Annotated in this window: 20 protein-coding genes; 1 reads left to right on the forward strand and 19 read right to left on the reverse strand. The window is 44.5% G+C overall.

Annotation, left to right across the window (positions count from 1 at the left end; all coding sequences use genetic code 11):
* Positions 1 to 58 precede the first annotated feature (58 nt).
* Genes H9659_RS00310 through H9659_RS00345 form a run of 8 tightly spaced genes read right to left on the reverse strand, consistent with a single transcriptional unit; the run spans position 59 to position 10,019 of the window.
* The gene (locus tag H9659_RS00310; protein ID WP_191687938.1) at positions 59 to 1,372 is read right to left on the reverse strand and encodes a dihydrolipoamide acetyltransferase family protein; all 1,314 of its coding nucleotides are present in this window, start codon (positions 1,370 to 1,372) and stop codon (positions 59 to 61) included.
* 21 nt (positions 1,373 to 1,393) lie between these two features.
* Positions 1,394 to 2,377 carry an alpha-ketoacid dehydrogenase subunit beta gene (locus tag H9659_RS00315; RefSeq protein ID WP_191687939.1) on the reverse strand — a complete coding sequence of 328 codons (984 nt, stop codon included), beginning with the start codon at positions 2,375 to 2,377 and terminating at the stop codon, positions 1,394 to 1,396.
* Positions 2,377 to 3,384: a thiamine pyrophosphate-dependent dehydrogenase E1 component subunit alpha gene (locus tag H9659_RS00320; RefSeq protein ID WP_191687940.1), complete on the reverse strand. Its 1,008-nt coding sequence runs from the start codon at positions 3,382 to 3,384 to the stop codon at positions 2,377 to 2,379. The genes H9659_RS00315 and H9659_RS00320 overlap by 1 nt, the downstream gene beginning before the upstream one ends.
* Positions 3,385 to 3,400: 16 nt before the next feature.
* On the reverse strand, positions 3,401 to 4,828 hold the full coding sequence (lpdA, locus tag H9659_RS00325) for a dihydrolipoyl dehydrogenase (protein ID WP_191687941.1): 1,428 nt from the start codon (positions 4,826 to 4,828) through the stop codon (positions 3,401 to 3,403).
* A complete protein-coding gene (buk, locus tag H9659_RS00330; protein WP_191687942.1) occupies positions 4,812 to 5,942 on the reverse strand; it encodes a butyrate kinase in 1,131 nt (376 codons plus the stop codon). Before buk ends, lpdA begins: the two co-directional genes overlap by 17 nt.
* A gap of 37 nt (positions 5,943 to 5,979) precedes the next feature.
* Positions 5,980 to 7,077, reverse strand: coding sequence for a Leu/Phe/Val dehydrogenase (locus H9659_RS00335; protein ID WP_191687943.1), 1,098 nt, complete (start codon positions 7,075 to 7,077; stop codon positions 5,980 to 5,982).
* Positions 7,078 to 7,100: 23 nt separating this feature from the next.
* Complete coding sequence (locus tag H9659_RS00340; protein WP_191687944.1) at positions 7,101 to 8,012, reverse strand: bifunctional enoyl-CoA hydratase/phosphate acetyltransferase; 912 nt, start codon at positions 8,010 to 8,012, stop codon at positions 7,101 to 7,103.
* Positions 8,013 to 8,030: 18 nt separating this feature from the next.
* Complete coding sequence (locus tag H9659_RS00345; RefSeq protein ID WP_191687945.1) at positions 8,031 to 10,019, reverse strand: sigma 54-interacting transcriptional regulator; 1,989 nt, start codon at positions 10,017 to 10,019, stop codon at positions 8,031 to 8,033.
* A 125-nt stretch (positions 10,020 to 10,144) separates the two neighbouring features.
* Here H9659_RS00345 and H9659_RS00350 point away from each other — a divergent pair, with 125 nt between their 5' ends.
* Positions 10,145 to 10,372, forward strand: coding sequence for a DUF2627 domain-containing protein (locus H9659_RS00350; protein ID WP_191687946.1), 228 nt, complete (start codon positions 10,145 to 10,147; stop codon positions 10,370 to 10,372).
* Between the two features lie 63 nt (positions 10,373 to 10,435).
* Here H9659_RS00350 and H9659_RS00355 read toward each other — a convergent pair whose 3' ends face one another.
* The 11 genes from H9659_RS00355 to xseA form a co-directional block, all read right to left on the reverse strand.
* Positions 10,436 to 11,164: a glycerophosphodiester phosphodiesterase gene (locus tag H9659_RS00355; RefSeq protein ID WP_191687947.1), complete on the reverse strand. Its 729-nt coding sequence runs from the start codon at positions 11,162 to 11,164 to the stop codon at positions 10,436 to 10,438.
* A gap of 29 nt (positions 11,165 to 11,193) precedes the next feature.
* The gene (locus H9659_RS00360) at positions 11,194 to 12,756 is read right to left on the reverse strand and encodes a FapA family protein (protein ID WP_191687948.1); all 1,563 of its coding nucleotides are present in this window, start codon (positions 12,754 to 12,756) and stop codon (positions 11,194 to 11,196) included.
* Positions 12,757 to 13,077: 321 nt separating this feature from the next.
* The gene (gene spo0A / locus H9659_RS00365) at positions 13,078 to 13,872 is read right to left on the reverse strand and encodes a sporulation transcription factor Spo0A (protein WP_191687949.1); all 795 of its coding nucleotides are present in this window, start codon (positions 13,870 to 13,872) and stop codon (positions 13,078 to 13,080) included.
* Between the two features lie 221 nt (positions 13,873 to 14,093).
* Positions 14,094 to 15,068 carry a SpoIVB peptidase S55 domain-containing protein gene (locus H9659_RS00370; RefSeq protein ID WP_191687950.1) on the reverse strand — a complete coding sequence of 325 codons (975 nt, stop codon included), beginning with the start codon at positions 15,066 to 15,068 and terminating at the stop codon, positions 14,094 to 14,096.
* A 136-nt stretch (positions 15,069 to 15,204) separates the two neighbouring features.
* Positions 15,205 to 16,899: a DNA repair protein RecN gene (gene recN / locus H9659_RS00375; RefSeq protein WP_191687951.1), complete on the reverse strand. Its 1,695-nt coding sequence runs from the start codon at positions 16,897 to 16,899 to the stop codon at positions 15,205 to 15,207.
* Positions 16,900 to 16,916: 17 nt separating this feature from the next.
* Entirely contained in the window at positions 16,917 to 17,366 is a 450-nt protein-coding gene (ahrC, locus tag H9659_RS00380; RefSeq protein ID WP_191687952.1) for a transcriptional regulator AhrC/ArgR, read from the reverse strand.
* Positions 17,367 to 17,445: 79 nt separating this feature from the next.
* The gene (locus H9659_RS00385) at positions 17,446 to 18,267 is read right to left on the reverse strand and encodes a TlyA family RNA methyltransferase (RefSeq protein WP_191687953.1); all 822 of its coding nucleotides are present in this window, start codon (positions 18,265 to 18,267) and stop codon (positions 17,446 to 17,448) included.
* A complete protein-coding gene (gene dxs / locus H9659_RS00390; RefSeq protein ID WP_191687954.1) occupies positions 18,264 to 20,162 on the reverse strand; it encodes a 1-deoxy-D-xylulose-5-phosphate synthase in 1,899 nt (632 codons plus the stop codon). The genes H9659_RS00385 and dxs overlap by 4 nt, the downstream gene beginning before the upstream one ends.
* 97 nt (positions 20,163 to 20,259) lie before the next feature.
* Entirely contained in the window at positions 20,260 to 21,144 is an 885-nt protein-coding gene (locus tag H9659_RS00395) for a polyprenyl synthetase family protein (RefSeq protein WP_318240665.1), read from the reverse strand.
* Positions 21,137 to 21,379: an exodeoxyribonuclease VII small subunit gene (locus tag H9659_RS00400; RefSeq protein ID WP_191687956.1), complete on the reverse strand. Its 243-nt coding sequence runs from the start codon at positions 21,377 to 21,379 to the stop codon at positions 21,137 to 21,139. The genes H9659_RS00395 and H9659_RS00400 overlap by 8 nt, the downstream gene beginning before the upstream one ends.
* Positions 21,380 to 22,732, reverse strand: coding sequence for an exodeoxyribonuclease VII large subunit (gene xseA / locus H9659_RS00405; RefSeq protein WP_191687957.1), 1,353 nt, complete (start codon positions 22,730 to 22,732; stop codon positions 21,380 to 21,382).
* Positions 22,733 to 22,768 lie beyond the last annotated feature (36 nt).

Below are 22,768 nucleotides of genomic sequence, written 5' to 3' on the forward strand. Positions count from 1 at the left end.
TGAAAAGACAACCCCCACGTCCATTCTTTCTATGGCCGAGGGGGTTGCTGTTCCTAACTTAGTAGACGGATGTTGTTTCAGATGATACGTTTTCAAGTATTTCTTTTACGCGAGCCAAGAAATGACCAGCTACAAGACCGTCTAATACACGGTGGTCCAACGATAGACAAAGGTTCACCATATCCCGAACGCCAATCATACCGTTGTCCATGACGACAGGACGCTTCACAATCGATTCCACTTGCAGAATTGCAGCTTGTGGATGGTTAATGATGCCCATTGACTGAACAGAACCGAATGATCCTGTGTTGTTGACAGTAAACGTACCGCCCTGCATCTCCTGAGATTTCAGTTTGCCGGAACGTACTTTTCCAGCAAGCTCTGTAATCTCGCGGCCAATGCCTTTAATCGTCTTTTCATCCGCTTGCTGAATAACCGGCACATACAATGCTTCGTCAGTTGCAACAGCAATCGAAATATTAATATCTTTTTTCTGAACGATTTTGTCGCCAGCCCACATTGAATTCATCATCGGGAACTCTTTCAGTGCTTGAGAAACGGCTTTGACGAAAAATGCGAAGTACGTCAAGTTGAATCCTTCTTTTTGCTTGAATTCCTTTTTAAGTGAATCCCGGTATTTCACCATTTCCGTAACATCGACTTCAATCATCGTCCATGCATGTGGCGCTTCGTGTTTAGACTTCAGCATGTTGTTAGCGATTGCGCGTCGGACGCCAGTAACCGGAATTTCAATGTCTCCAGGCGAAACAGGTACATTGGCAGTGCTTTGCGCAGGTGTGGTAGGAGCCGGTGCTGCTGCAGGTGCAGACTGTTGAACTTCAGGTTGTGCTGAGCTTTCAGTTGTAGCTTGTTTAGGTTGCGGCTTTTCACCACTGTCAATGATCGCTTGAATGTCTTTACGAGTAATACGACCATCGCGACCTGTACCGTCCACATCCGATAGATTGATATCGTGATCTTGTGAAAGACGAAGAACAGCTGGTGAGTAACGACCCGCAGCAGCTCCCCTGTCTTTCTTCACAGCACTTTTCGGTTTTTGTGAACCTTCTGCCGGCATTTCGTTCGCCGGTTCCTCTTTAGCTGGTGCCGCTTCAGGATCACTGCTTCCACCTTCAGTTTCCATTGTACAAACAATTTCACCAACAGCGACTGTCTGTCCTTCTTGAACAAGGATTTCTTTGATCGTCCCTGTAAATGATGAAGGGACCTCAGCTGTCACTTTATCCGTATTCACTTCTGCAAGTGAGTCGTACTTCTCTACATGGTCACCTGGCTTCACAAGCCATTTTTCAATCGTACCTTCAGTTACACTCTCACCGAGTTGAGGCATTTTTATAGATTCAATTGCCACAGGATTTCCCTCCGTTCGTTATTAAAATTCAGCTAAATCACGTGCTGCTTTTTCCACTTTGTCCGGATTCACCATAAAGAATTTCTCCATTGTCGGCGCGTACGGCATTGCCGGAATATCCGGTCCAGCCAGACGTTGGATTGGAGCATCCAGATCGAATAAGCAGTTTTCGGAAATAATTGCAGCAACTTCACTCATGATGCTGCCTTCTTTGTTATCTTCTGTAACAAGAAGAACTTTTCCTGTTTTTTTAGCCGCTTCAATGATTGCTTCTTTGTCTAACGGATAAATTGTTCTCAGATCGAGAATGTGCGCGGAAATCCCGTCTTCAGCAAGACGTTCTGCTGCTTGTAACGCAAAGTGGACACATAGGCCATACGTGATGATCGTAATGTCTTCCCCTTCGCGTTTTACATCCGCTTTCCCGATTTCAATCACATATTCTTCCTCAGGTACTTCGCCTTTGATAAGCCGATACGCACGCTTATGTTCAAAGAAAAGCACTGGGTCATCATCACGGATAGCTGCTTTTAACAGACCCTTCGCATCATAAGGAGTGGATGGAATGACAATTTTAAGGCCAGGAGTTCCTGCAAACATCGATTCCACGGACTGCGAGTGATAAAGGGCTCCATGAACGCCACCGCCGAATGGTGCACGTACAACGAGTGGGCATGACCAGTCGTTATTCGAACGGTAACGGATTTTAGCTGCTTCCGACACGATCTGATTGACAGCCGGCATGATGAAATCAGCAAACTGCATTTCAGCGATTGGACGCATACCATACATAGCTGCGCCGATTGCGACTCCAGCGATTGCAGATTCTGCAAGTGGTGTATCGAGCGCACGGTATTCGCCGTATTTGTCGTAAAGACCTGTTGTCGCTTTGAAAACGCCGCCTTTACGACCTACATCTTCTCCCATTACGAAAACATTTTCGTCACGTTCCATTTCTTCTGCCATAGCACTTGTAATTGCATCGATATATGAAATGACCGCCATCAGTCGTTCCCTCCTTGTTCAGCATAGACATGACGAAGTGCATACTCTGCATCTGCGTAAGGAGCTGCTTCTGCATAGTCTGTCGCTTCGTTCACTTGCTGCATGATCCGTTCTTCGATTTCGCTGTTCAACTCATCTGTCAGCACGCCTGTTTCTTTCAAGTAACTAGCAAACTTCGGAATCGGATCGAGTTTGCGCTCAGCTTCCAACTCCTCAGCATCACGATACAAGCGATGATCATCATCAGAAGAGTGAGCTGTCAATCGGTAACAAACGGCCTCAACAAGACTCGGTCCGTCCCCTCGACGCGCACGGTCTGCCGCTTCTTTTACAACTTTATAGACTTCAAGTGGATCTGTTCCATCCACTGTTGTACCAGGCATGCCGTATCCGACTGCACGATCCGCAACGTTTTCGCAAGCAAGCTGCTTTTCAACAGGTACTGAGATTGCATACTTATTGTTTTCTACCATGACGACAGTCGGCAATTTGTGAACGCCGGCAAAGTTCATACCTTCATGGAAGTCCCCTTGGTTGGAAGACCCCTCACCAAGTGTTGTGAATGTGATGAAGTCCTCGCCCTTAATCTTCGCTGCAAGTGCAACTCCTACTGCGTGTGGAAGTTGTGTCGTAACAGGAGATGAACCTGTCAAAATACGATTTTTACGTTGACCGAAGTGACCTGGCATCTGACGGCCGCCGGAGTTCGGATCCTCCGCTTTCGCAAATGCAGAAAGCATCAAGTCTTTTGGTGTCATCCCGAAGTGCAAGACAACTCCCATGTCCCGATAATAGGGAGCGGTCCAGTCTTTTTCCTTATCGAGTGCATACGCTGCTCCTACTTGAGCTGCTTCTTGTCCTTGACAAGAAATAACGAATGGAACTTTACCTGCTCGGTTGAGGAGCCACATACGCTCATCTATTTTCCGTGCCATTAACATTGTTTCATAGATTTGTAATACATCATCGTTCGTGAGTCCTAGCTCTTCGTGGCGATTTGCTGCCATGAGTGTTTCCCCCTTTTTACATGTGAATTGCTTTTCCGTCTACAGCAAGTGCCGCTTCACCAATCACTTCAGATAGCGATGGATGAGGATGAATCGTATCTGCGATTTCCCAAGGTGTTGCGTCCAATACCATGGCAAGTCCGGCTTCGGAGATCATGTCAGTAACACCTGCGCCAATCATGTGTACTCCGAGGATATCGTCTGTCTTTTCATCCGCAACAATTTTCACAAAGCCATCCGCTTTTCCATTCACAAGTGCTTTACCGACTGCTTGGAATGGGAATTTACCGATTTTTACAGTGAATCCGCGTTCCTTTGCCTGCTTTTCAGTAATTCCTACGCTAGCTGCTTCAGGACTTGAATAGATACAACGCGAGATTTTTTCATAATCCATCGGCTCCGGCGTTTGGTTCGCGATATGTTCTATTGCAGCAATTCCTTCATGAGAAGCTACGTGCGCAAGTTGCAGTCCACCGATACAATCACCGATTGCATAAATATGGCTTTCTTTTGTCTGGAATGTCGGACGGGTTTTGATGTAACCTTTTTCGATTTCAATTTCCGTGTTTTCAATACCGATTCCTTCAGTATTCGCTTGACGGCCAACTGAAACGAGAACTTTCTCTGCAGTGAAGCTTTGAGTGGAATCGCCAATTTCTGCTGAAATGGTTACTTGTTCACTCGTCTTTTCAACGGTTTCAGGAAGCACTTTTGCACCTGTGACAAATTTGATGCCTTTTTTCTCGAGAAGTTTTTTCATCTCTTTAGAAATATCTTCATCTTCAGTAGGAAGAATCCGATCTGCGTATTCCACAACTGTAATATCGACACCAAAATCGTTGAGCATTGAAGCCCATTCGATTCCGATGACTCCTCCACCGATGATCAGCATCGATGCAGGTAAGGACTCAAGAGCAAGTGCTCCGTCTGAAGAAAGGATCTGTTCCTCATCCAGCTCGAGACCTGGCAACGTTCTTGGACGTGATCCTGTTGCGAGCACCAAGTTTTTCAAGATGAGCATTTCGTTTTCCTCACCGTTATTCATCTCCACTGAAATGGTTCCAGGCATAGGCGAGAAAATCGAAGGTCCAAGCATCCTGCCTGTCCCTTCATAGACATCGATCTTGCCCTTTTTCATAAGACCTTGAACACCTTTATAGAGCTGGTCGACTATGGATTTCTTTCTTTCTTGGACAGCTGAGAAGTTCAGAGTGACGCCTTCTGTTTCAACACCGAAACTTAGAGCTTTTTCTTTCGTCAATTGGTAAACTTCAGCACTTTTCAATAACGCTTTACTAGGAATACATCCTTTATGTAAGCATGTACCACCTAATTTGCCTTTTTCAACGAGCGCTGTTTTAAGTCCAAGTTGTGCAGAACGGATGGCAGCTACATATCCGCCTGTTCCGCCTCCAAGAATGACTACATCATACTCTTGAGCCAATGTGATCAGCCTCCATTTCCTTGTTTGTCTGTCGTGATGGGTACATTTTTGCTTCTTCTTCCCCGGTAAGAACACGGATTGCCCCTTCCGCAAGGGCTTGCAATTCGTCTTCCCCCGGGTAGATAACGACCTCTGCAATCCAGTCTACGTATGATTGTATCTCTGCTGTGAAGTCTTTGCCGTATGCGAGTCCGCCAGTCAGAATAATTGCATCCACTTCACCTTGAAGTACTGCCGCTGCGCTTCCGATTTCCTTAGCGACTTGGTAAGCCATTGCGCTGTAAACTTCTTTTGCATGTCCGTCCCCAGCTGCAATTCTTTTTTCGACTTCAACCGCATTATTCGTACCAAGGTATCCAGTCAAACCACCTTTACCGACGAGCATTTCCATAATTTCCTGCCGATAATACTTACCTGAAAAACAGATATCCACTAAATCCCCTGCAGGAACTGTACCGGCACGTTCCGGACTGAAAGGCCCATCACCGTGAAGGCCGTTATTGACGTCAATGACTTCTCCATAACGATGGGCACCAACGGTAATCCCGCCTCCCATATGTGTCACGATCAGCCTCAATTCCTCATACTTTTTACTAGTATGGACGGCATATCTTCGAGCAACGGCTTTTTGGTTCAATGCATGGAAAATCGAATGACGTTCCAGTAAGTTAAAACCGGAAATCCTTGCAATAGGCTGTAGTTCATCCACTACAACCGGATCCACGATGAATGCAGGAATCTTAGCTTCCGTTGCAATTTCATTGGCAAGTATCCCGCCCAGGTTCGACGCATGCTGTCCTGAATATCCTTTTCGGAGGTCTTCAAGCATCGATTCATTCACTGTATACGTACCTCCAGCAATCGGACGCAGCAAGCCGCCGCGTCCACAAACTGCCGATAAAGAGGATAGTTCAATTTCATGTTGTTTGAGCTCATCTAAAATCATCGACTTACGAAATTCGTACTGTGCGGTGATGGAAGCAAACTGAGCAAGTTGTTCAGTGGAATGACGCAATGTCTCTTCCATGACGAGCTGATCATTATCAAACACGCCGATTTTCGTAGAGGTAGAGCCAGGGTTGATCGTCAAAATTCTAGTAGCTTCAAGGTGCACAAGTATCCTCCCCTTTCACAGCACAGCTCAAAAGCCTTTATCGACGATTTGAGAGTACGCTTTTTTCTTTTTGTAAAAATGAGTTACGTGCTTTTGCAACACGTGCAATACGTTCTTCAGCCAAACGGTCTGCTGCAACGTATGAAGGGATATTATCACGCTTAGAAATCGCAAAAATCTTTTCAATTGTATCGTAGATCGTGTTGACCTTTTTCAAGGCACGCTCTCGGTTGTAGCCATCCAATTCATCAGCTACGTTTATCACTCCACCTGAGTTAATGACATAGTCGGGTGCGTAAACAAATCCCATTTCATGGATCTTGTCACCGTGCTCTGGATTCTTCAATTGGTTGTTTGCTGATCCTGCAATGACTTTTGCTTTCAATTGTGGAATCGTATCATCGTTAATGACCGCTCCAAGTGCACAAGGTGAGAAGATGTCTGCTTCTACGCCATAGATTTCGTTGATGCCTACTGCTGTTGCTCCGAAGTTGTCAACTGCACGTTGAACTGCTTCTTCATTAATATCGGTAACAATCAGTTTAGCGCCTTCTTCATGAAGGTATTCGCACATTGTGTAAGCCACGTTTCCGACACCTTGCACTGCGATTGTCTTTCCTTTAAGGGAATCATCGCCAAATGCTTCTTTAGCAGCAGCTTTCATCCCTACATAGACACCAAGTGCTGTTACAGGAGATGGGTTACCTGAAGAACCGAATTCTGCAGAAACACCTGTTACATAATCTGTTTCCAGGTGGATCAAGTCCATATCCTGTTCAGTTGTCCCTACATCTTCAGCTGTAATATAGCGGCCATTCAAGCCTTCGATGAAACGGCCGAACGCACGGAACATCTCATCATTTTTGTCAGTTTTAGGATTCCCCATAATAACCGCTTTACCGCCGCCCAGGTTCAGCCCTGCTGCTGCATTTTTATAAGTCATTCCGCGTGCAAGGCGAAGTGCGTCCTCGATCGCTTCTTCTTCACTAGCGTATGTCCACATGCGAGTGCCACCAAGAGCAGGTCCAAGTGTAGTGTCATGAATTGCGATGAATGCTTTTAAGCCAGTTGTTTTGTCTTGGCAGATCACCAATTGCTCGTAGTCATAAGTTTCCATGTATTTGATAATTTCCATTTGTAATTCCTCCAATTATTCAATCAGTTTTTACTTACTAATAGTGCAAGTGCTAGTGAATGAAGTTTCGTTTCGGCGCTGTCCGAACGTGACGTAACAACGATCGGAGCAGACGCACCTTGGATGATTCCGCCAACTTTCGCCCGAGCGAAGTAGGTTAGCGATTTATAGAGAATGTTACCTGCTTCCAGGTTTGGTGCCACTAGGATATCCGCTTTACCTGCCGCTGGACCGGAAAGTCCTTTATGTTGAGCGGCTTCGAGTGAAATAGCATTATCCAAAGCCATTGGACCTTCAACAATACAATTTTGCAACTGCCCTCGCTGATTCATCATCGTCAAGGAAGCTGCATCCAACGTTGCTTGCATCGCAGGATTAACTGACTCTACCGCAGCAATCGGCACGACTACGGGAACTTCTACACCACAAGCTCTAGCTACGATAACAGCATTTTGAACAATTTGTGCTTTCACCTGCAGATCCGGTAATAAGCTCATCGCTGAATCGGTTACGAAGTATAGCTTGTCAAACCCTGGGATTTCGAATACAGCGACATGAGAGAGTACGTTTCCAGTTCTCAACCCTGCTTCTTTTCGCAGCGCCGCTTTCATCAGTGCCGCAGTAGGGAGATTACCTTTCATAAGTACTTGGGCATCCCCTGTGGCCACTGCATCCACTGCCAATTGCGCTGCGTGCTGTATTCCATTACAATCCACTAGCTCGATATCGGGGTGATCGACGAGCTGTGGGTACTTCGCTTGCAGTGTTTTAACTAATAGTTGTTTATCGTCATAGAGCTTGAAAGTGGCCAGCCCCCGCGAAACTGCAAGTTCAACAGAGTCCAACACGTCCGGATCAGCTGCACAGGCAACAGCGGTGCATGGCCTGTCCGTTAAATGAGCTGCTTGCTGCACAATTTCTGAAAGTGTCTCCATCCCGTCACCTCACCTTAGTTAAATCAATTTGTATTTCTCTAATTTGTAATACAAGGATCGAAGGGAAATCCCCAGTCGATCAGCTGTCAAAACTTTATGGCCGTTATTTTCCTTCATCGACGCCTCTAAGACTGATCTTTCATGATCTTCCATTAGTGAAGCCAACGTCCGCTTTTCAGGAAGAGCAGAGTCAGTGTACTGTTCGCTGCGTGAAGACAATGCTCGTACGATATCCTCTTCATCAAGTTGAGTAGAACCCGCTTCCGTCAAAATCATCGCCCGACTGAGAACATTTTCCAACTCCCGGACATTTCCTGGCCACTCATACGACTGAAGGCGCTGCATCGCCTTGAGCGTCACATGCTGAATGGTCATTCCGAATTCCTGGTTAAGCATCGCGATGAGATCGTCTGTCAGTAACAAGATATCCTCTGTACGAGTACGTAACGGGGGAATTCTGATCGACATTCGGGTGAGCTGATAGTATAAGTCTTCGCAAAGAACTCCCTCGTGAACTGCGCGTTCCAGATTGGCTGCTGAAGACGTAATAATCCGCACTGATAGTTGGATAGGGTGCCCCGCAGCCGTTATACTTCCTGAACCGAGATATTCTAGGAGTGTTTTCTGTACATCTGGTTTCAATTCTGTGATTTCATCCAAAAACAATGTCCCTGAACTCTTTTCATGGTGAATTTCTGTATGTTCTAATGCAGCTTCTATTGCTTCGACATCTAATGATGCACAAGAAACACGTATGAAATCTCCTTCACTTCTTTTGCTTCCTGTATGGATGGCATGTGCGAAAAGTTCTTTACCACTTCCAGGTTCGCCCCGTAGCATAACGGGAATATCAGATCCTGCTGCAATTCTTGCTTGACTGACCGCCACAAGGAGATCGTCATTGGTCCCGATAATATCATCGAACGTATACGTCGATTCCAGTTCACGGATCAAAGCTTTTGCATGGTCGAGCTGTTTCATAAGACTTCGCATTTCTGTAATGTCGTGAATGACACCAACGCTTCCTTTTACTTCCTGGTCAACAATAATTGGTGCAACATTCACTATGACATCTCGATTGTTTTCACCGATTCGCATATTGACACCACGTACTGGCCGTTTTGTTTCAAGCACCTTCATGTGTATACTTTCACCAGAACTAATATCCACGGTAGCTGGCTGACCAATCACTTCCTGTTCCGTTAGTCCGGTTAACCGAGTGTATGCCGGATTGACCAGAATCCCCAAACCGTCTGAATCGACGACTGAGATGGCATCATCACTTGAATGGATAATGGCTTCAAGCATCGTTTTCACGCGCTTCAAGTCGGTAATCTCTTCTGCAGTGCGAATCACACCCGACACATCTTTAAAAACAGCAAATGCTCCATTCGCAGTTCCATCTGGCGAGAAGAGTGGATATCTGGAACTTAATATATCCAACCCATTGTTTAGTTGAAGTTCTACATTAGACTCAGGTTGACCCGTGTGAAGAACGTCTGGTAAACCTGACTCGGGGATTATCGATAAAATCGGTTTCCCAATTACTTCTTCTGCTGAAAAACCAAGCATTTTGGAAGCGCTATCATTAAACAGGTTAATATAACCCGTTTTGTCAATTCCGATCATTCCCTCGCCGACAGAGTTGAAAATCGAAGTATAAGTAGCGATATCTGATTGTAATGGATCCAGGTCCACACAGCGAGACGCTAATAGTTTCACTATGAGCTGACTAATAGGTTTCGTAAGGACCGTTATTTGTGAATGTTTTAGATTGTATGTAAATTGGGATTCCCCTGAAAAGTCTAGCACGAACTGCACATTTTCTGAAAGAAAACTTTCGGGATCAGGCCTATGAGGGATTCCGTTTTGAATCGCAAACTTTTTGCTGTCTCCTTGCTCACTACGATCTACAATCCCGACGATTCGAAAGGATTCGATTCTTTCAAGGTGTTGTAATACTCGGATGCTTTCTTTGTCTGCATCAATAATAATTACATTTTGCAAAGATGTTCAATCCCCCTCTCACCCTTGTGCAACCTTTTGCATTTCCAACTTAATCATACAACATCCATCGCGTCTTGACAATCTTTCGACAGCAGGTAAAATTGAAAAGGATTGGAGGCGTTCGTATGGCTCGTTTGGCAGCGTTCATAGTGCTCGTAATACCCGGTATTGCCGCCGCTCTTGGCATAAAGTTGATGCGTGATGCATTGTTTGGTATCCTATTCAGCCCATTCCCGTACATATGGATGCAATTTATTGCAGGGTTTCTTTTACTTGCGATAAGCATCGGTTTTTTCGCTGGATTTTTGTTTCGACGTGATCAGAGAACAGGCAGAATACAAAAGAAAAAATAAAAACAGAAGACGTGGCGGATGTGCCAAGTCTTCTGTTTTTTTATGATACAGTCAAAACGAACTTCAGGTGACGAACCGCCCTGGATAGTCAGTAATCCACCCATGTATGAAATCTGGAGGATTTTTAACAAATGGTTCATCTCCTACTACGCCGTAGACGCGGATTTTTTTTTCGGTTTGCTGCCACTGACTTAAGTACGGTTCTTTCATCATTCTTTTATGGAAGTGAAATGCATCTGCAGCTGGATAATCTGTCAGCTGATGATCTGTCAGCATCGCTTTTTTCAAAAGTAATCCAGCTTCCATTGAAGGATCTAATTGTTTAACTTTCTCGATTAAATTGTAATCGAATGAAGAGACATGAACTTGGTCGAGCACTGAGATTTGGTCCAGTAATTCAGATAACGACTCCGGATTATTCGAGATCGTCTCTTTCAGCTCAATATTCAGCCCTATGGATTCCATCGCGGCAAAAGAAATAACGGAGGACAGTGTCGGAATTGAGCTTCCTTTTATCCCTCTTATAAATCGTTTTCCTATATGAATTTGTTGGATCTCGGCTGCATCCATTTGTGATATTGTTTTGCGGACACCTGATAGACGATACAGATCTGAATCGTGTATTACGAAAAAGACACCATCTTTAGATAATTGAACATCTAATTCAATTCCATCTGCTCCTTCTTCAACAGCTCCATAAAATGCTTTCATAGTATTCTCAAAATATTTCCCCGAAGCGCCCCGATGGGCATAAACTTCACGTCGCGGAATTACCTCGTTCTCTACAGACATATAGCAGCCTCCTGTGTAACCGAGTTATCTTAGATGTTCAATACCCCATCCAACATTTCGAAAACTCCCTTTGTAGGGGATTCCAAAGTAGAAGCTCTAGCACCGATTTGTATCGTCACTCCTGGATTCGCTTCCCGTGTAATTTCTATTTGTGGAGAAATCGCTGTTTTCATAGTATGCAAGTTGGCTTGAATAGCTCGATCGAATCCAAAAACTTCTTCACGACTTTTGGTGAGAGTATCATATATTTTATCGTATGCTTCCCGCTTTGGACCTTCTAATGTCTTCACAATCTTTTCTAGAGGTTCTATATGCTTCTCTAACTGTTCAATCTGTTTTTGTAAATTCTTTATCGACTGGGCCATTTTTTGAACTTCTATATGAAGCGCTTCTTTATCGACACCTTTAGCAAAAAGCATGGTTACGCGCTCATGGCGATTTCCTGCAACTGCACATTCTATTCGATATTTCGCTTCAATATTCCCTCCAATGATCCGCCCCTTGTTACGATCCACATATACATAATCCGCGATGACTTTGGAGCCTAACAAATACAAACCGACTTGAACCGTATGTGCAAATAGGCTACACTCATTCGCATGTTTAATGAAGATACTACCTTTTGCTTCAATCACGGTATTTCCCCCGCCAAACACTCCTCCTTGAATATACACATCAGCTTGTTCGGATCGTACTTCTTTGGCGTTCGTTACCCCTTCTTTTGCTCCAACGGAAATATCCCCTGTAGCGTTTACACTATATCCTGCAAGTACGGTACCTGAGATCACAACAGTTCCATCGAAAGTAATAGAACCTGTTTCCGGCCCTACATCCCCATTGATGATAAGTTGTTGACCGATACCAACAACTCCATTTTTAAATTCCAATACCCCGCCATGGAGTGCACGAAGTACCGTTTTGCCGTTCTCCTGTACTTCCTCAACGGATTTCCGGTCATAGTGGAGTTTGCTATCCAGCCCTTTTTTGCTCATTATTTCATTCCCGAAAATATCCAAACCATTTGTACCTTCTTGTGCGGGTATTTTCTCACCCAACCAGTCCCCTTTTCTAATGGGGGTGACGAAATTCATTTCGTAGTAATCTGCTGATCCATCTTCACGGATGACTGGACGTCTTTCTGGCACTTCTATGTATGTAATCATCGCATCATCCCCTTTGATGGGAGGATTCCCTTCAGCTACGATGATGGATTGACGCGGCTTGACAGCATTCCAATTGATATCGGTTTGACCCGGTCGGATTCCTTTAGATCTCAACGCATCGGCCACTAGTGCAGGAAGCTCATGTTTCTTTTCCTCAATTTCCTTAACTGTTAAATAAACCTCAGCTTCCGCCCTCATCTTATCAGGAGACACGATAATTTCAATTGCGGGAGCGTAACTAGCGATTTCACTCTCATTCCCTTCAGTTGCGAGTGCTCGACGAAGCTCAGGAAATGATGTAATTTTCAGCCTGGGTAATTCTTGAGTGATTTTATCAAAAGACTTGATGTGGAAGCCACTCTTTTTAGTATACATTGATATAGTATTCTCAATTCGTGTGAGTGTAATGTAATCGTTTTCAAACAACATGCCGTTCACCTCTCCTTATTTCCATTATAGAACTTTGCCCATTATAAGAAATAGGTGTTTCGTCTATAGTTCGTCTACTTTCATTACAAGAAGCCTATCAGTTTTGAAACTTTTCACTCATTTAGCTGCTGCATCATCATATGGAAATCCGAGATGTTAGGATGACTTTCACTTTGCACTTGCTGTATAGGCAAAATTACTTCTTATCGACTCCTTGCACGCTATAGGAAATAAGGACACACGAAAAGGCAGGATGAATTTTCCCTGCCCATGATTTTATAGGATTGCTGACCCCTACCAATCCACTTCACTATTCAGATTTCAGCTCGCCATATGCTCCAAGCGGATCTTGTCAGCGATCATGGCGATGAACTCGCTATTCGTAGGCTTACTCTTTAAGTGATGGACTGTATAGCCAAACGTTTTTGAAATGACTTCATAATTCCCGCGATTCCATGCCACTTCGATCGCATGGCGGATTGCGCGTTCCACACGGGAAGGAGTCGTTTTGTATTTTTCAGCGATGTCCGGATATAAAATTTTTGTTACAGCACCGAGCAGGTCATTATCATTGTACACCATTTGTATGGCTTCCCTTAGATAGGAGTAGCCTTTAATGTGGGCAGGTACGCCTATTTCCTTGATAGTTGTCGTGATGGCTGTGTCCAGTACTTTTAGTGAAACGCCTTCCTCAACTTTAACACTCTGTTGGGCAGGTTGTTGAGTGGATGAGGGTTTCTGTACGCTCGCAGCTTGGAATACCTGGTTGACAAGCTGCTCAAACTCAAATGGTTTTAACATAAAGTAAGACGCACCTAATCCAGCGGCTTGTGTCATTACGTCTTCTTGTCCAAAGGCTGTCAGCATAATAATTTTCAGATCTGAAGTAAGTTCATTATGTCGGAGATGTTCAAGTACAGCGATCCCGTCAAGATAAGGCATAATAATGTCCAATAGTAATACGTCTGGAACTGATTGTTCTATGTTCGCTAAACACTGCTTCCCATTTTGAGCTGTCCATAATATATCAATTTCAGGATGCTTCTCAAAATATGCAGTCATTGTTTTCACAAGCTCTTTGTTATCATCAGCTATTGCAATTTTAATTTTACCCATTCTCATTTCCCCCTTGATTGACGCGCAGCACGTCTGTTGCTGCATCTCCCTGTCGATTCCTTGCTTGGTAAAATTTTCGACAAAGGTTCTGTATTTCCTTTAATAAAAATTAAAATGAATCCAATGGCGTACGGTTTCTCTTTATTTCGACAGGATCCTTTAAAATTTAACACTTTTATAAAACAAAAACAGCCAACTCTGGAATCGAGTTGGCTGTCCTCTTACTTGGCACCCACATCAGTCATTTTTCCAAGGAATAGACCGGCTCCTTTTTCAGGCTCGTCCACAAACATATGTGTGACTGCACCGACAAACTTTCCTTTTTGGATGACAGGACTTCCGCTCATTCCCTGCAAAATTCCTCCTGTTTTTTCCAGGAGACGTTTGTCCGTCAATTTAAACTGAAACGAATCATTTGCCACCTTGGAGATTTCGATTTCGAACGATTCCACTTCCGTTCCTTGAATCGTTGTTAAAATTTCAGCCTTTCCAACAGTTAACTCTGATGGTTGCATAACTTCCAATGGTTCCGGCAAGACTTGCTTATAAGAAGTATTCCAATCGCCAAAAATTCCATAAACACTATTGGTTAATATTGAACCGAGTGTTTTTTCCTGATCGATGATTGAAGAAATCTTATAACCTGGATTTCCTGGGGAACTTTTCTTAATCTGTTCGATTTCCGACAAGTAAATGGAGCCGCTATCAAAATCCGGTGCACTGTTCAGGGAACTGTCAATGATTTGGTGTCCGAGCGCCCCGTACGTGCCATCGTTCAAATCGACATACGTGAGCGTGCCGGTTCCTTCAGTCGTTTCCTTTAAGAAAGGAAGTGCCCGTTTGAAAGACAATCCATCAGCCTCCACTTCAACGTCGGTTTCTTCACGACGGAGAAGGAGTTTGACCGCTGACTCATCTTCCACCTCTCCCACTTTATCATGGAGAATCTGCAGCGATTTTACGGACACCCCATCTATACTCACTAACTGATCGCCTGCTTGAAGAGAACTGTTTTTTTTACTAAGTGGTACATCACTTGTCACAAAGACTCCCGCAAGCTCCAGCTGAATTCCAATGGAATTACCCATAGGAATTAACGAACCGCTCGCAGCGAACGCAGCAATCGAACTAGAGGATATGACAACCATCATCACAACAGACGACATGAAAAATTTCAGCTGTCTACTCCATTCCATAAGTCACCTCCTTCTTCTGTAGATTATCTATAGAGTGTGCGTTCTGAAGGTTGTTATGAAAGGGTAAAACATGCAAAGGTGGAATTGAAAAAAGTAAAAGATTATCGGAATGGACATCCCGATATTCTTTTACTTTTCATAGTGTACTTTTTCGAGCTTCAGCAAGTTGAAGTAGTTCATCTGCATGTCGCAATGTCAATGGCGTCACTTCAGCACCGGATAGCATTCTCGACAACTCTCTGGTGCGATCTTCGTCCAATACATCCTGAATCGAAGTCCGTGTACGTTCGTTCGTCACCTCTTTGCGGATGAGGTAATGATGATCTGCCATTGCAGCGACTTGAGGCAGATGGGAAATACATAAAACCTGAGAATTCATGGCAACCATTGCTATCTTTTCTGCAATCGCTTGTGCGACACGGCCACTCACTCCGGTATCGACTTCGTCAAAAATAATCGATGTAATTCCTTGGTGTTTAGAGAAGATTGTTTTCAATGCCAGCATCACTCGCGATAATTCACCACCTGAGGCCACTTTGACAAGCGGCTTCATAGGCTCACCAACATTGGTTGAAATGTAAAAAGCGACATCATCGAATCCATTATAGTCGAAAGAGCCCGCTTCCTTCCGGTCAATCTTGACTTGGAATTCCGCTTTCCCCATATGTAGTTGAAGAAGTTGTTCCATTATGGCTTCTTCTAACATCGATGAGGACTTTTTGCGGATGGCGGAAAGTTCCTCCGCTTCAATTTCCAAGTCCGCCCGTAAATGCTGTAACTTCTCCTGTTCTTTCTCAAGACGGTCATCCCGATGAATCAGCTCATCCAATCGGTCAGCAATTTTGTCTCTGTACAACAAAATCTCTTCAATTGAAGTGCCGTATTTCCGCTTGAGAGTTGTAATCAACGCTAATCGATCCTCCACGATTTCCAATCGATTCGGATCATATTCCATCTCATCAATCATGACTTTGATGTCATGGGCGACATCTTGTAGTGAATAAAAACTTTCACCGGCTGTTTCAGCAAACATTTTCAAGTCTCCATCCACTGAGGCTGCGTCTTCAAGGTCGCTCATCGCTGATCCAAGGAAATCCAACGTACGGGAATCGCCTTGAATGGCTTCATATGCACTATTCAATCGATCAAAAAGACGATGGAAATGCTGAAGTTTCATTCGTTCAGATTCCAACGTTTCTTCTTCTCCGACTTGGAGAGCGGCTTCATCTATTTCCGTTAACTGAAACGTATACAAATCGATACGTTGTGCGATTTGTTGCTCATTTTCAGAAGCAAGGCTTAGTTTTTTGTACAATTTAACATAGTCTTCATACAAGTCCGTATAACTCTTCATCGCTAATTTAAAGGGTGCTCCGGCAAAGGAATCCAGTAAGTGGATATGCCGTTTCTGGTGCATCAATTCCTGATTCTCGTGTTGACCATGAATATCGATCAGTTGACTTCCCAATTCACGCAAAATTGCGATCGTGACCATTTTCCCGTTGACTCGGCAAGTCGTTTTTCCACTTTGGTTCAGCTCCCTGCGCAAAATGATCGTGCCGTCTTCTGCTTCTATACCGAATTCGTTTAATTTTTTAAAAACAGGGTGATTGGAATCACTGATGGCAAACATTGCTTCAAGCTCCGCTTTTTTGGTCCCATGGCGGATGAACTCGACAGAACCCCGCCCACCAGCTACGAGCTGGACAGCGTCAATAATTATTGACTTGCCAGCTCCGGTTTCACCTGTTAGAACGGTAAGTCCCTCTTCAAACGAAACATCAAGGTCTTCTATAATCGCGAAATTCTTAATGGATAGTTCACTTAACAAGGGATTCTCCCCCTTCCTTACAGCATTGCAAGCAAGCGATCTCTCACAGAACCTGCCCCTGCTTCATCACGGCAAATTATCATACACGTGTCGTCCCCGCAAATGGTACCAAGCATTTCAATCCATTCCAGATGGTCAATCAGCGATCCAACTGCATGTGCGTTACCTGGTAGCGTTTTCAATATGAGAAAATGACTGGCGCCATCGATGCTTACGAAAGCATCTGTCAGCATCCTGTGCAGTTTGTCCTCAATATTGAATTGCGGATTCGCAGGTAAACTATATTTGTAACGTCCATCAGGCATAGGCGTTTTGAATAAGTGCAACTCTTTAATGTCCCTGGAAACGGTTGCTTGCGTCACATCGACACCTGAATTTTTCAAGGTGTCTACGAGCTGATCTTGTGTTTCAATCGCGTGCGACGTAATAATCTCGCGGATGCGAAGATGGCGCTGCCCTTTGTTCATATCAATCACTCCCTGCACATCATTTGTATGAAAACAGAAAGGGATTCCATCATTTAATACAGAGGAATCCCGTTTCTTGTTACGCTAATTCCGAGTGGGCTCTCTTCACTAATTCCGAGAAGTCTTTCTCCGTAAACGGTGTTGCAGGCTGATCCTCAGCGACTAAATGGAATAGAAACTCAATATTCCCTTCTCCGCCTGTAACTGGAGAATATGTCATATCCCGAAGGCTGAATCCTTCTTTGGAAGCAATCTCCGCAACTTTACGCAAAACTTCTTTATGCACAGCAACGTCGCGGACAATCCCTTTTTTACCGACATTCTCTTTCCCTGCTTCAAACTGAGGTTTAACTAATGCCAACACATCTCCGCCTGGAATCAGAATTTGTTTCAAAGGAGGGAGTATCAGTCCTAAGGAAATGAAGGAAACATCAATCGTCGCGAAATCAGGCAGCCCTTCCGTAAACATGTCAGGAGTTGCATAACGGAAGTTGCATTTCTCCATTACGGTGACCCGATCATCTGACCGGATTTTCCATGCAAGCTGGTTTGTGCCAACATCCAGCGCATAACAATGTTTCGCTCCATTCTGAAGGGCACAGTCTGTAAATCCGCCCGTTGAAGAACCGATGTCCAGCATAATTCGCTCACCCACTGTAACATCGAACTCTTCTAACGCTTTTTCTAATTTTAGTCCACCACGACTTACGTATTTCAACGTGGAACCTTTAACTTGCAAAGGCATGGAGGTTTTAATTTTTTCACCCGGTTTATCCATCCGTGTCTCATTTGAATAGACGATTCCTGCCATGATCGAACGCTTTGCTTGTTCCCTTGTGTCAACAAGACCACGCTGTACGAGCAAGACATCTACTCGTTCTTTAGGATCCGTATTCGTCATTGCATTTCCTTCTTGCGTTCCTGAGAGGAGATGGCATCTGCAGTCAAATCTGCAAGTGCACCTGGAGTCATCCCGATTTCAGCTAAAAGAGCATCTACATCTCCATGCTCAATAAATTGGTCAGGAATACCCATTCTATGGATCGGTGCATTGACGCCGGTATCATGAGCATATTCAAGCACTGCGCTTCCGAAACCACCTGCAAGAACAGCTTCTTCCACAGTAATAATCGGTTTTCCTGCTGCAAAGAGCTCATCCAACATCTCTTCATCCAATGGTTTAATGAATCGGGCATTGACGATGCTCACTGAAATCCCTCGCTCTGCAAGTAGCTCTGCAGCTTCATACGCCATCGGAATCGTTGTCCCGAATGTCAATATTGTCGCATCTTGTCCCTCGGTTAACTGTTCCCATTTTCCGATGGGCAGCACTTTCAATTCTTCGTCCATCGGGATTCCGAATCCGTTTCCACGCGGGTAACGCATGGCAATCGGGCCATCATCATAAGCCAATGCAGTTTTCACCATATGTTGACCTTCGTTTTCATCTTTCGGCATCATGATGACCATATTCGGCAAGTGACGCAAAAATGCGATGTCAAATACACCTTGATGCGTTTCCCCATCTGCGCCAACTAGTCCTGCCCTGTCAATTCCGATGAATACGTTCAGCTTTTGGCGGGCGATATCATGTACTAGCTGATCATAAGCTCGTTGGAGGAATGTGGAGTATATCGACAAGAACGGTTTCATCCCTTGTGTCGCCATACCTGCTGCCATTGTCGCAGCATGTTGTTCAGCAATTCCGACATCATAAAACCGGTCTGGGAATTCCGCTGAGAAAGCTTCCAATTTCGAACCTACAGGCATCGCTGGCGTAATTGTAGCAACACGTCGATCATCCCGAGCAATCCTTGCTACTGTCGCTGAAACTAAGCCGCTCCATGAAGGGCCAATAGCAGGTGATTTCACGAAATCTCCTGTTTCGATTTTATAAGGTCCTGTCCCATGCCAAGTCCCGATTTTATCATTTTCAGCAGGATGGTACCCTTTTCCTTTTTTCGTAACAACATGAAGAAGGACAGGTCCTTCCATTTTTTTAGCGTATAGCAGGTTTCGCTCGAGTTCGTTAAAATCATGGCCGTCAATTGGACCTAAATACGTAAAACCGAGTTCTTCAAAAAAGACACCGGAGACAACTAAATATTTCAGGCTATCTTTAAGACGTTCAGCTAAAGATGCCATTTTCCCACCGACAGCAGGGATTCGTTTGATCAATTCTTCAACATCGTCTTTTACGCTATTATACTTTCCGGCCGTACGTAATTTACCTAAAACCGAATGCAGAGCTCCTACGTTCGGAGCAATGGACATTTCGTTATCATTCAGTATGACAATCATGTTTGTCTGCTGGCTGCCGATATGGTTTAGTGCTTCAAGGGCCATACCGCCTGTCAGTGCCCCATCGCCAATAATTGGAATGACGTAGTTGTCATCCCCTTTGATATCGCGTGCTGCCGCCATACCCATCGCTGCAGATAAGGAAGTTGAACTGTGCCCTGTCTCCCAGACGTCGTGTTCACTTTCTGCCATCTTCGGGAAACCGCTTAAGCCTTTGTATTTACGAAGCGTGTCGAAATCACCTGCACGGCCGGTTAAAATTTTATGGACGTACGCTTGGTGTCCTACGTCCCAAATGAATTTGTCCTGTGGACTATTGAAAAATTTATGAAGCGCGATTGTCAGCTCCACTACACCTAGATTTGGTCCGATATGACCGCCTGTTACAGAACATTTGTTTATCAGGAACTTCCGAATGTCTGAGGCGAGTTCTTTCATCTCTTCTAGGTTCAAATTTTTAATATCCGATGGACTGCTGATCTTTGTAAGATCCATCTCTATCACACACCTTCATAAGTTAATACTACTGTTTCCGTTCTTTTTCCTTATTATATCAACAATCAAACAAACAGTACCATTTAGACGCCTTGCTTTATGCGTTTCGATTGATAATGTAGTCCCCAATTCGAGCTAACAACGAACTACCTAAACCAATTTCTTCTAAAGCATCAAGCGCCTGTTTGTGATGGTCCTCAAGTTTTGCCTGAGCACCTTCAAGCCCTAATAGTGCAGGGTATGTACTCTTCTCACTCGCCGTATCCTTGTTTGCTGTTTTTCCAAGTTGTTCGGTAGAAGCAGTGACATCTAGTATGTCATCTTTGATCTGGAAAGCAAGTCCGATATGTCTCGAAAATGTCCGGAGAATTTCCATCTTGGATTCGGATACTTTGGCAAGGAGCGCACCTGATTCAATACAGCAAGCAAGCAAGGCACCCGTTTTATGGATATGGATTTCTTCCAGTTCCGTCAAGGACAGTTGTTTACCTTCGCCTTGCATGTCCAAAATTTGACCACCTACCATTCCTGATGCACCTGAAGCGATGCTCACGGCTTTCAAAATGGCAAGCATCGTCGCTGGATCTGTATGCTGAAGTGTCGCAAGTTGTTCGAATGCAAGTGTTTGCAAGGCATCTGCGGCTAAAACAGCTGTCGCTTCTCCAAATACAATATGATTCGTTGGATTCCCTCTTCTGAAATCATCGTCATCCATGCACGGAAGATCATCATGGATCAAAGAATAAGTGTGGATCAATTCAATCGCTCCCGCTACTTGAATTGCATCCTCAGAGGCAACCTCTAAATCTTGCAGCACTGCCAGGACAAGGAGAGGACGGATTCGCTTCCCACCTGCATTTACAGAATAAGCCATCGCTTCATGCAAGATTTCCGGATAGTTCTTTCCGTTAAAAAGCTCAGAAAAGTGGTTGTCTAAAAGCGGAATTTTTTCATCCATGAATTTTTTCAGCTGCTCACTCACTTGTGTCCTCTCCCTTCGAAGGTTCCACTGATGTGGTCTCTCCATCTTTGTCTACAATTGAGACGAGTTGCTTCTCAGCATGTTGCAGTTTTTGCTGACAAAATGTAGAAAGCTCCATACCTTTTTTATATAATGTGATGGAATCTTCGAGTTGAACATCTCCAGTTTCAAGTTGTTGAACGATTTTTTCCAATTCCAGCATCGCTTCTTCAAATTTCATCGAATCAGTTTCCATTCATGATTCCTCCTTAAGGGGTTCAATCGATAGGACTTCCGCAATGACAGTACCGTCCTGCATATTCATCTTCACAGAGTCCCCAGGCGTTAGTGACTCGGTTTTCTTCACCAGCTCGCCTTCTTTGTATACGATTGTGAATCCTCTTTCCATGACACTTAGCGGGTTAAGTGCTTGCAGCATACGGATACCAGTTAAGAAACGGTCTTGCTTGCGTCCCACGGATTGACTCATTGCCCGCAGGAGCCTTTCTTCAGCGATAACCGAATCCTTAGCGCGTTGCTGCAGCTGGATCGCAGGTGAAACGCCCTGTAACCGGGAGGTGCTTTGAGTGAGTTGCTGGGATTTCCGATAGAGCAATTCACTGTTCCCCCGAACGAGACGTTCTTCAAGAGATGACTGTTTTTCAATAAACGGTCGATACAATCGTTCCGGGTAAAGAAAAGGGTACGCACTCTTAAGACGGTCCAACCGCTTTTGTTCCTGAGATAGACGCGTTGCAAGAAAACGATAAATCACTCGTTTGCGATCCAAAATGCGACCTGCCAATTCTTCCTTTGCAGGGACCGCAAGTTCAGCAGCTGCAGTCGGAGTAGGTGCACGATGATCTGCAACGAAATCCGCTATTGTTGTATCTGTTTCGTGACCTACTGCGCTGATTGTAGGAATTCGACAAGAGAAAATGGCACGAGCTACCGCTTCTTCGTTAAAAGCCCATAAATCCTCTATCGAGCCCCCTCCTCTGCCGACGATGAGGACGTCAATATCACCTTGACGATCCGCTTGTCCAATTGCTTCGACAATGGATGGAACCGCTTGTTTACCTTGAACAGCAGCTGGAAATAATACAATTTCAGCTATTGGAAATCTGCGAGCTATCGTTGAACAGATATCTTGGAACGCTGCACCTGATTTTGCGGTAATCACCCCGACCTTCTTAGGAATCCAGGGCAATGGCTGTTTCCAGCGTACGTCGAACAAGCCTTCCTTGCCTAGCTGCTCTTTTAACTGCTCAAAGGCAAGAAAAAGAGCCCCGATACCATCCGGTTCCATGGATTGCACATAAAGCTGATACTGTCCACTGCTTTCATATACATTAATATCTCCTGTTATCAGTACGTTCATGCCGCTTTCTGGTCTGAACTTCAAACTGGAGGCATTCCCCCGGAACATAGCCGCTTGAATTCTGCTTTTGTCGTCTTTTAACGTGAAGTAAATGTGACCGCTTGGGTGAATTTTCACATTGGACAATTCACCTTTGATATAGACATTCCGCAAGTGTGGATCGGCATCGAATTTCCGCTTAATGTATTTTGTGACAGCTTGTACGGTTAAGTATGGATTACCAGACAACGGATTCCCCTCCTGCGAATAAAAAGCTGTCTCTCT

Source organism: Sporosarcina gallistercoris (assembly GCF_014836415.1).
In the GTDB taxonomy this organism is placed as follows: Bacteria; Bacillota; Bacilli; order Bacillales_A; family Planococcaceae; genus Sporosarcina; species Sporosarcina gallistercoris.

Excerpts from the sequence above, each read along its gene's own strand:
- H9659_RS00315 (WP_191687939.1), bottom strand. The coding sequence starts at position 2,377 with ATGGCGGTCATTTCATATATCGATGCAATTACAAGTGCTATGGCAGAA.
- H9659_RS00320 (WP_191687940.1), bottom strand. The coding sequence starts at position 3,384 with ATGGCAGCAAATCGCCACGAAGAGCTAGGACTCACGAACGATGATGTA.
- H9659_RS00335 (WP_191687943.1), bottom strand. The coding sequence starts at position 7,077 with ATGGAAATTATCAAATACATGGAAACTTATGACTACGAGCAATTGGTG.
- H9659_RS00340 (WP_191687944.1), bottom strand. The coding sequence starts at position 8,012 with ATGGAGACACTTTCAGAAATTGTGCAGCAAGCAGCTCATTTAACGGAC.
- H9659_RS00350 (WP_191687946.1), top strand. The coding sequence starts at position 10,145 with ATGGCTCGTTTGGCAGCGTTCATAGTGCTCGTAATACCCGGTATTGCC.
- H9659_RS00355 (WP_191687947.1), bottom strand. The coding sequence starts at position 11,164 with ATGTCTGTAGAGAACGAGGTAATTCCGCGACGTGAAGTTTATGCCCAT.
- H9659_RS00360 (WP_191687948.1), bottom strand. The coding sequence starts at position 12,756 with ATGTTGTTTGAAAACGATTACATTACACTCACACGAATTGAGAATACT.
- spo0A (WP_191687949.1), bottom strand. The coding sequence starts at position 13,872 with ATGGGTAAAATTAAAATTGCAATAGCTGATGATAACAAAGAGCTTGTG.
- H9659_RS00370 (WP_191687950.1), bottom strand. The coding sequence starts at position 15,068 with ATGGAATGGAGTAGACAGCTGAAATTTTTCATGTCGTCTGTTGTGATG.
- ahrC (WP_191687952.1), bottom strand. The coding sequence starts at position 17,366 with ATGAACAAAGGGCAGCGCCATCTTCGCATCCGCGAGATTATTACGTCG.
- H9659_RS00385 (WP_191687953.1), bottom strand. The coding sequence starts at position 18,267 with ATGACGAATACGGATCCTAAAGAACGAGTAGATGTCTTGCTCGTACAG.
- dxs (WP_191687954.1), bottom strand. The coding sequence starts at position 20,162 with ATGGATCTTACAAAGATCAGCAGTCCATCGGATATTAAAAATTTGAAC.
- H9659_RS00400 (WP_191687956.1), bottom strand. The coding sequence starts at position 21,379 with ATGGAAACTGATTCGATGAAATTTGAAGAAGCGATGCTGGAATTGGAA.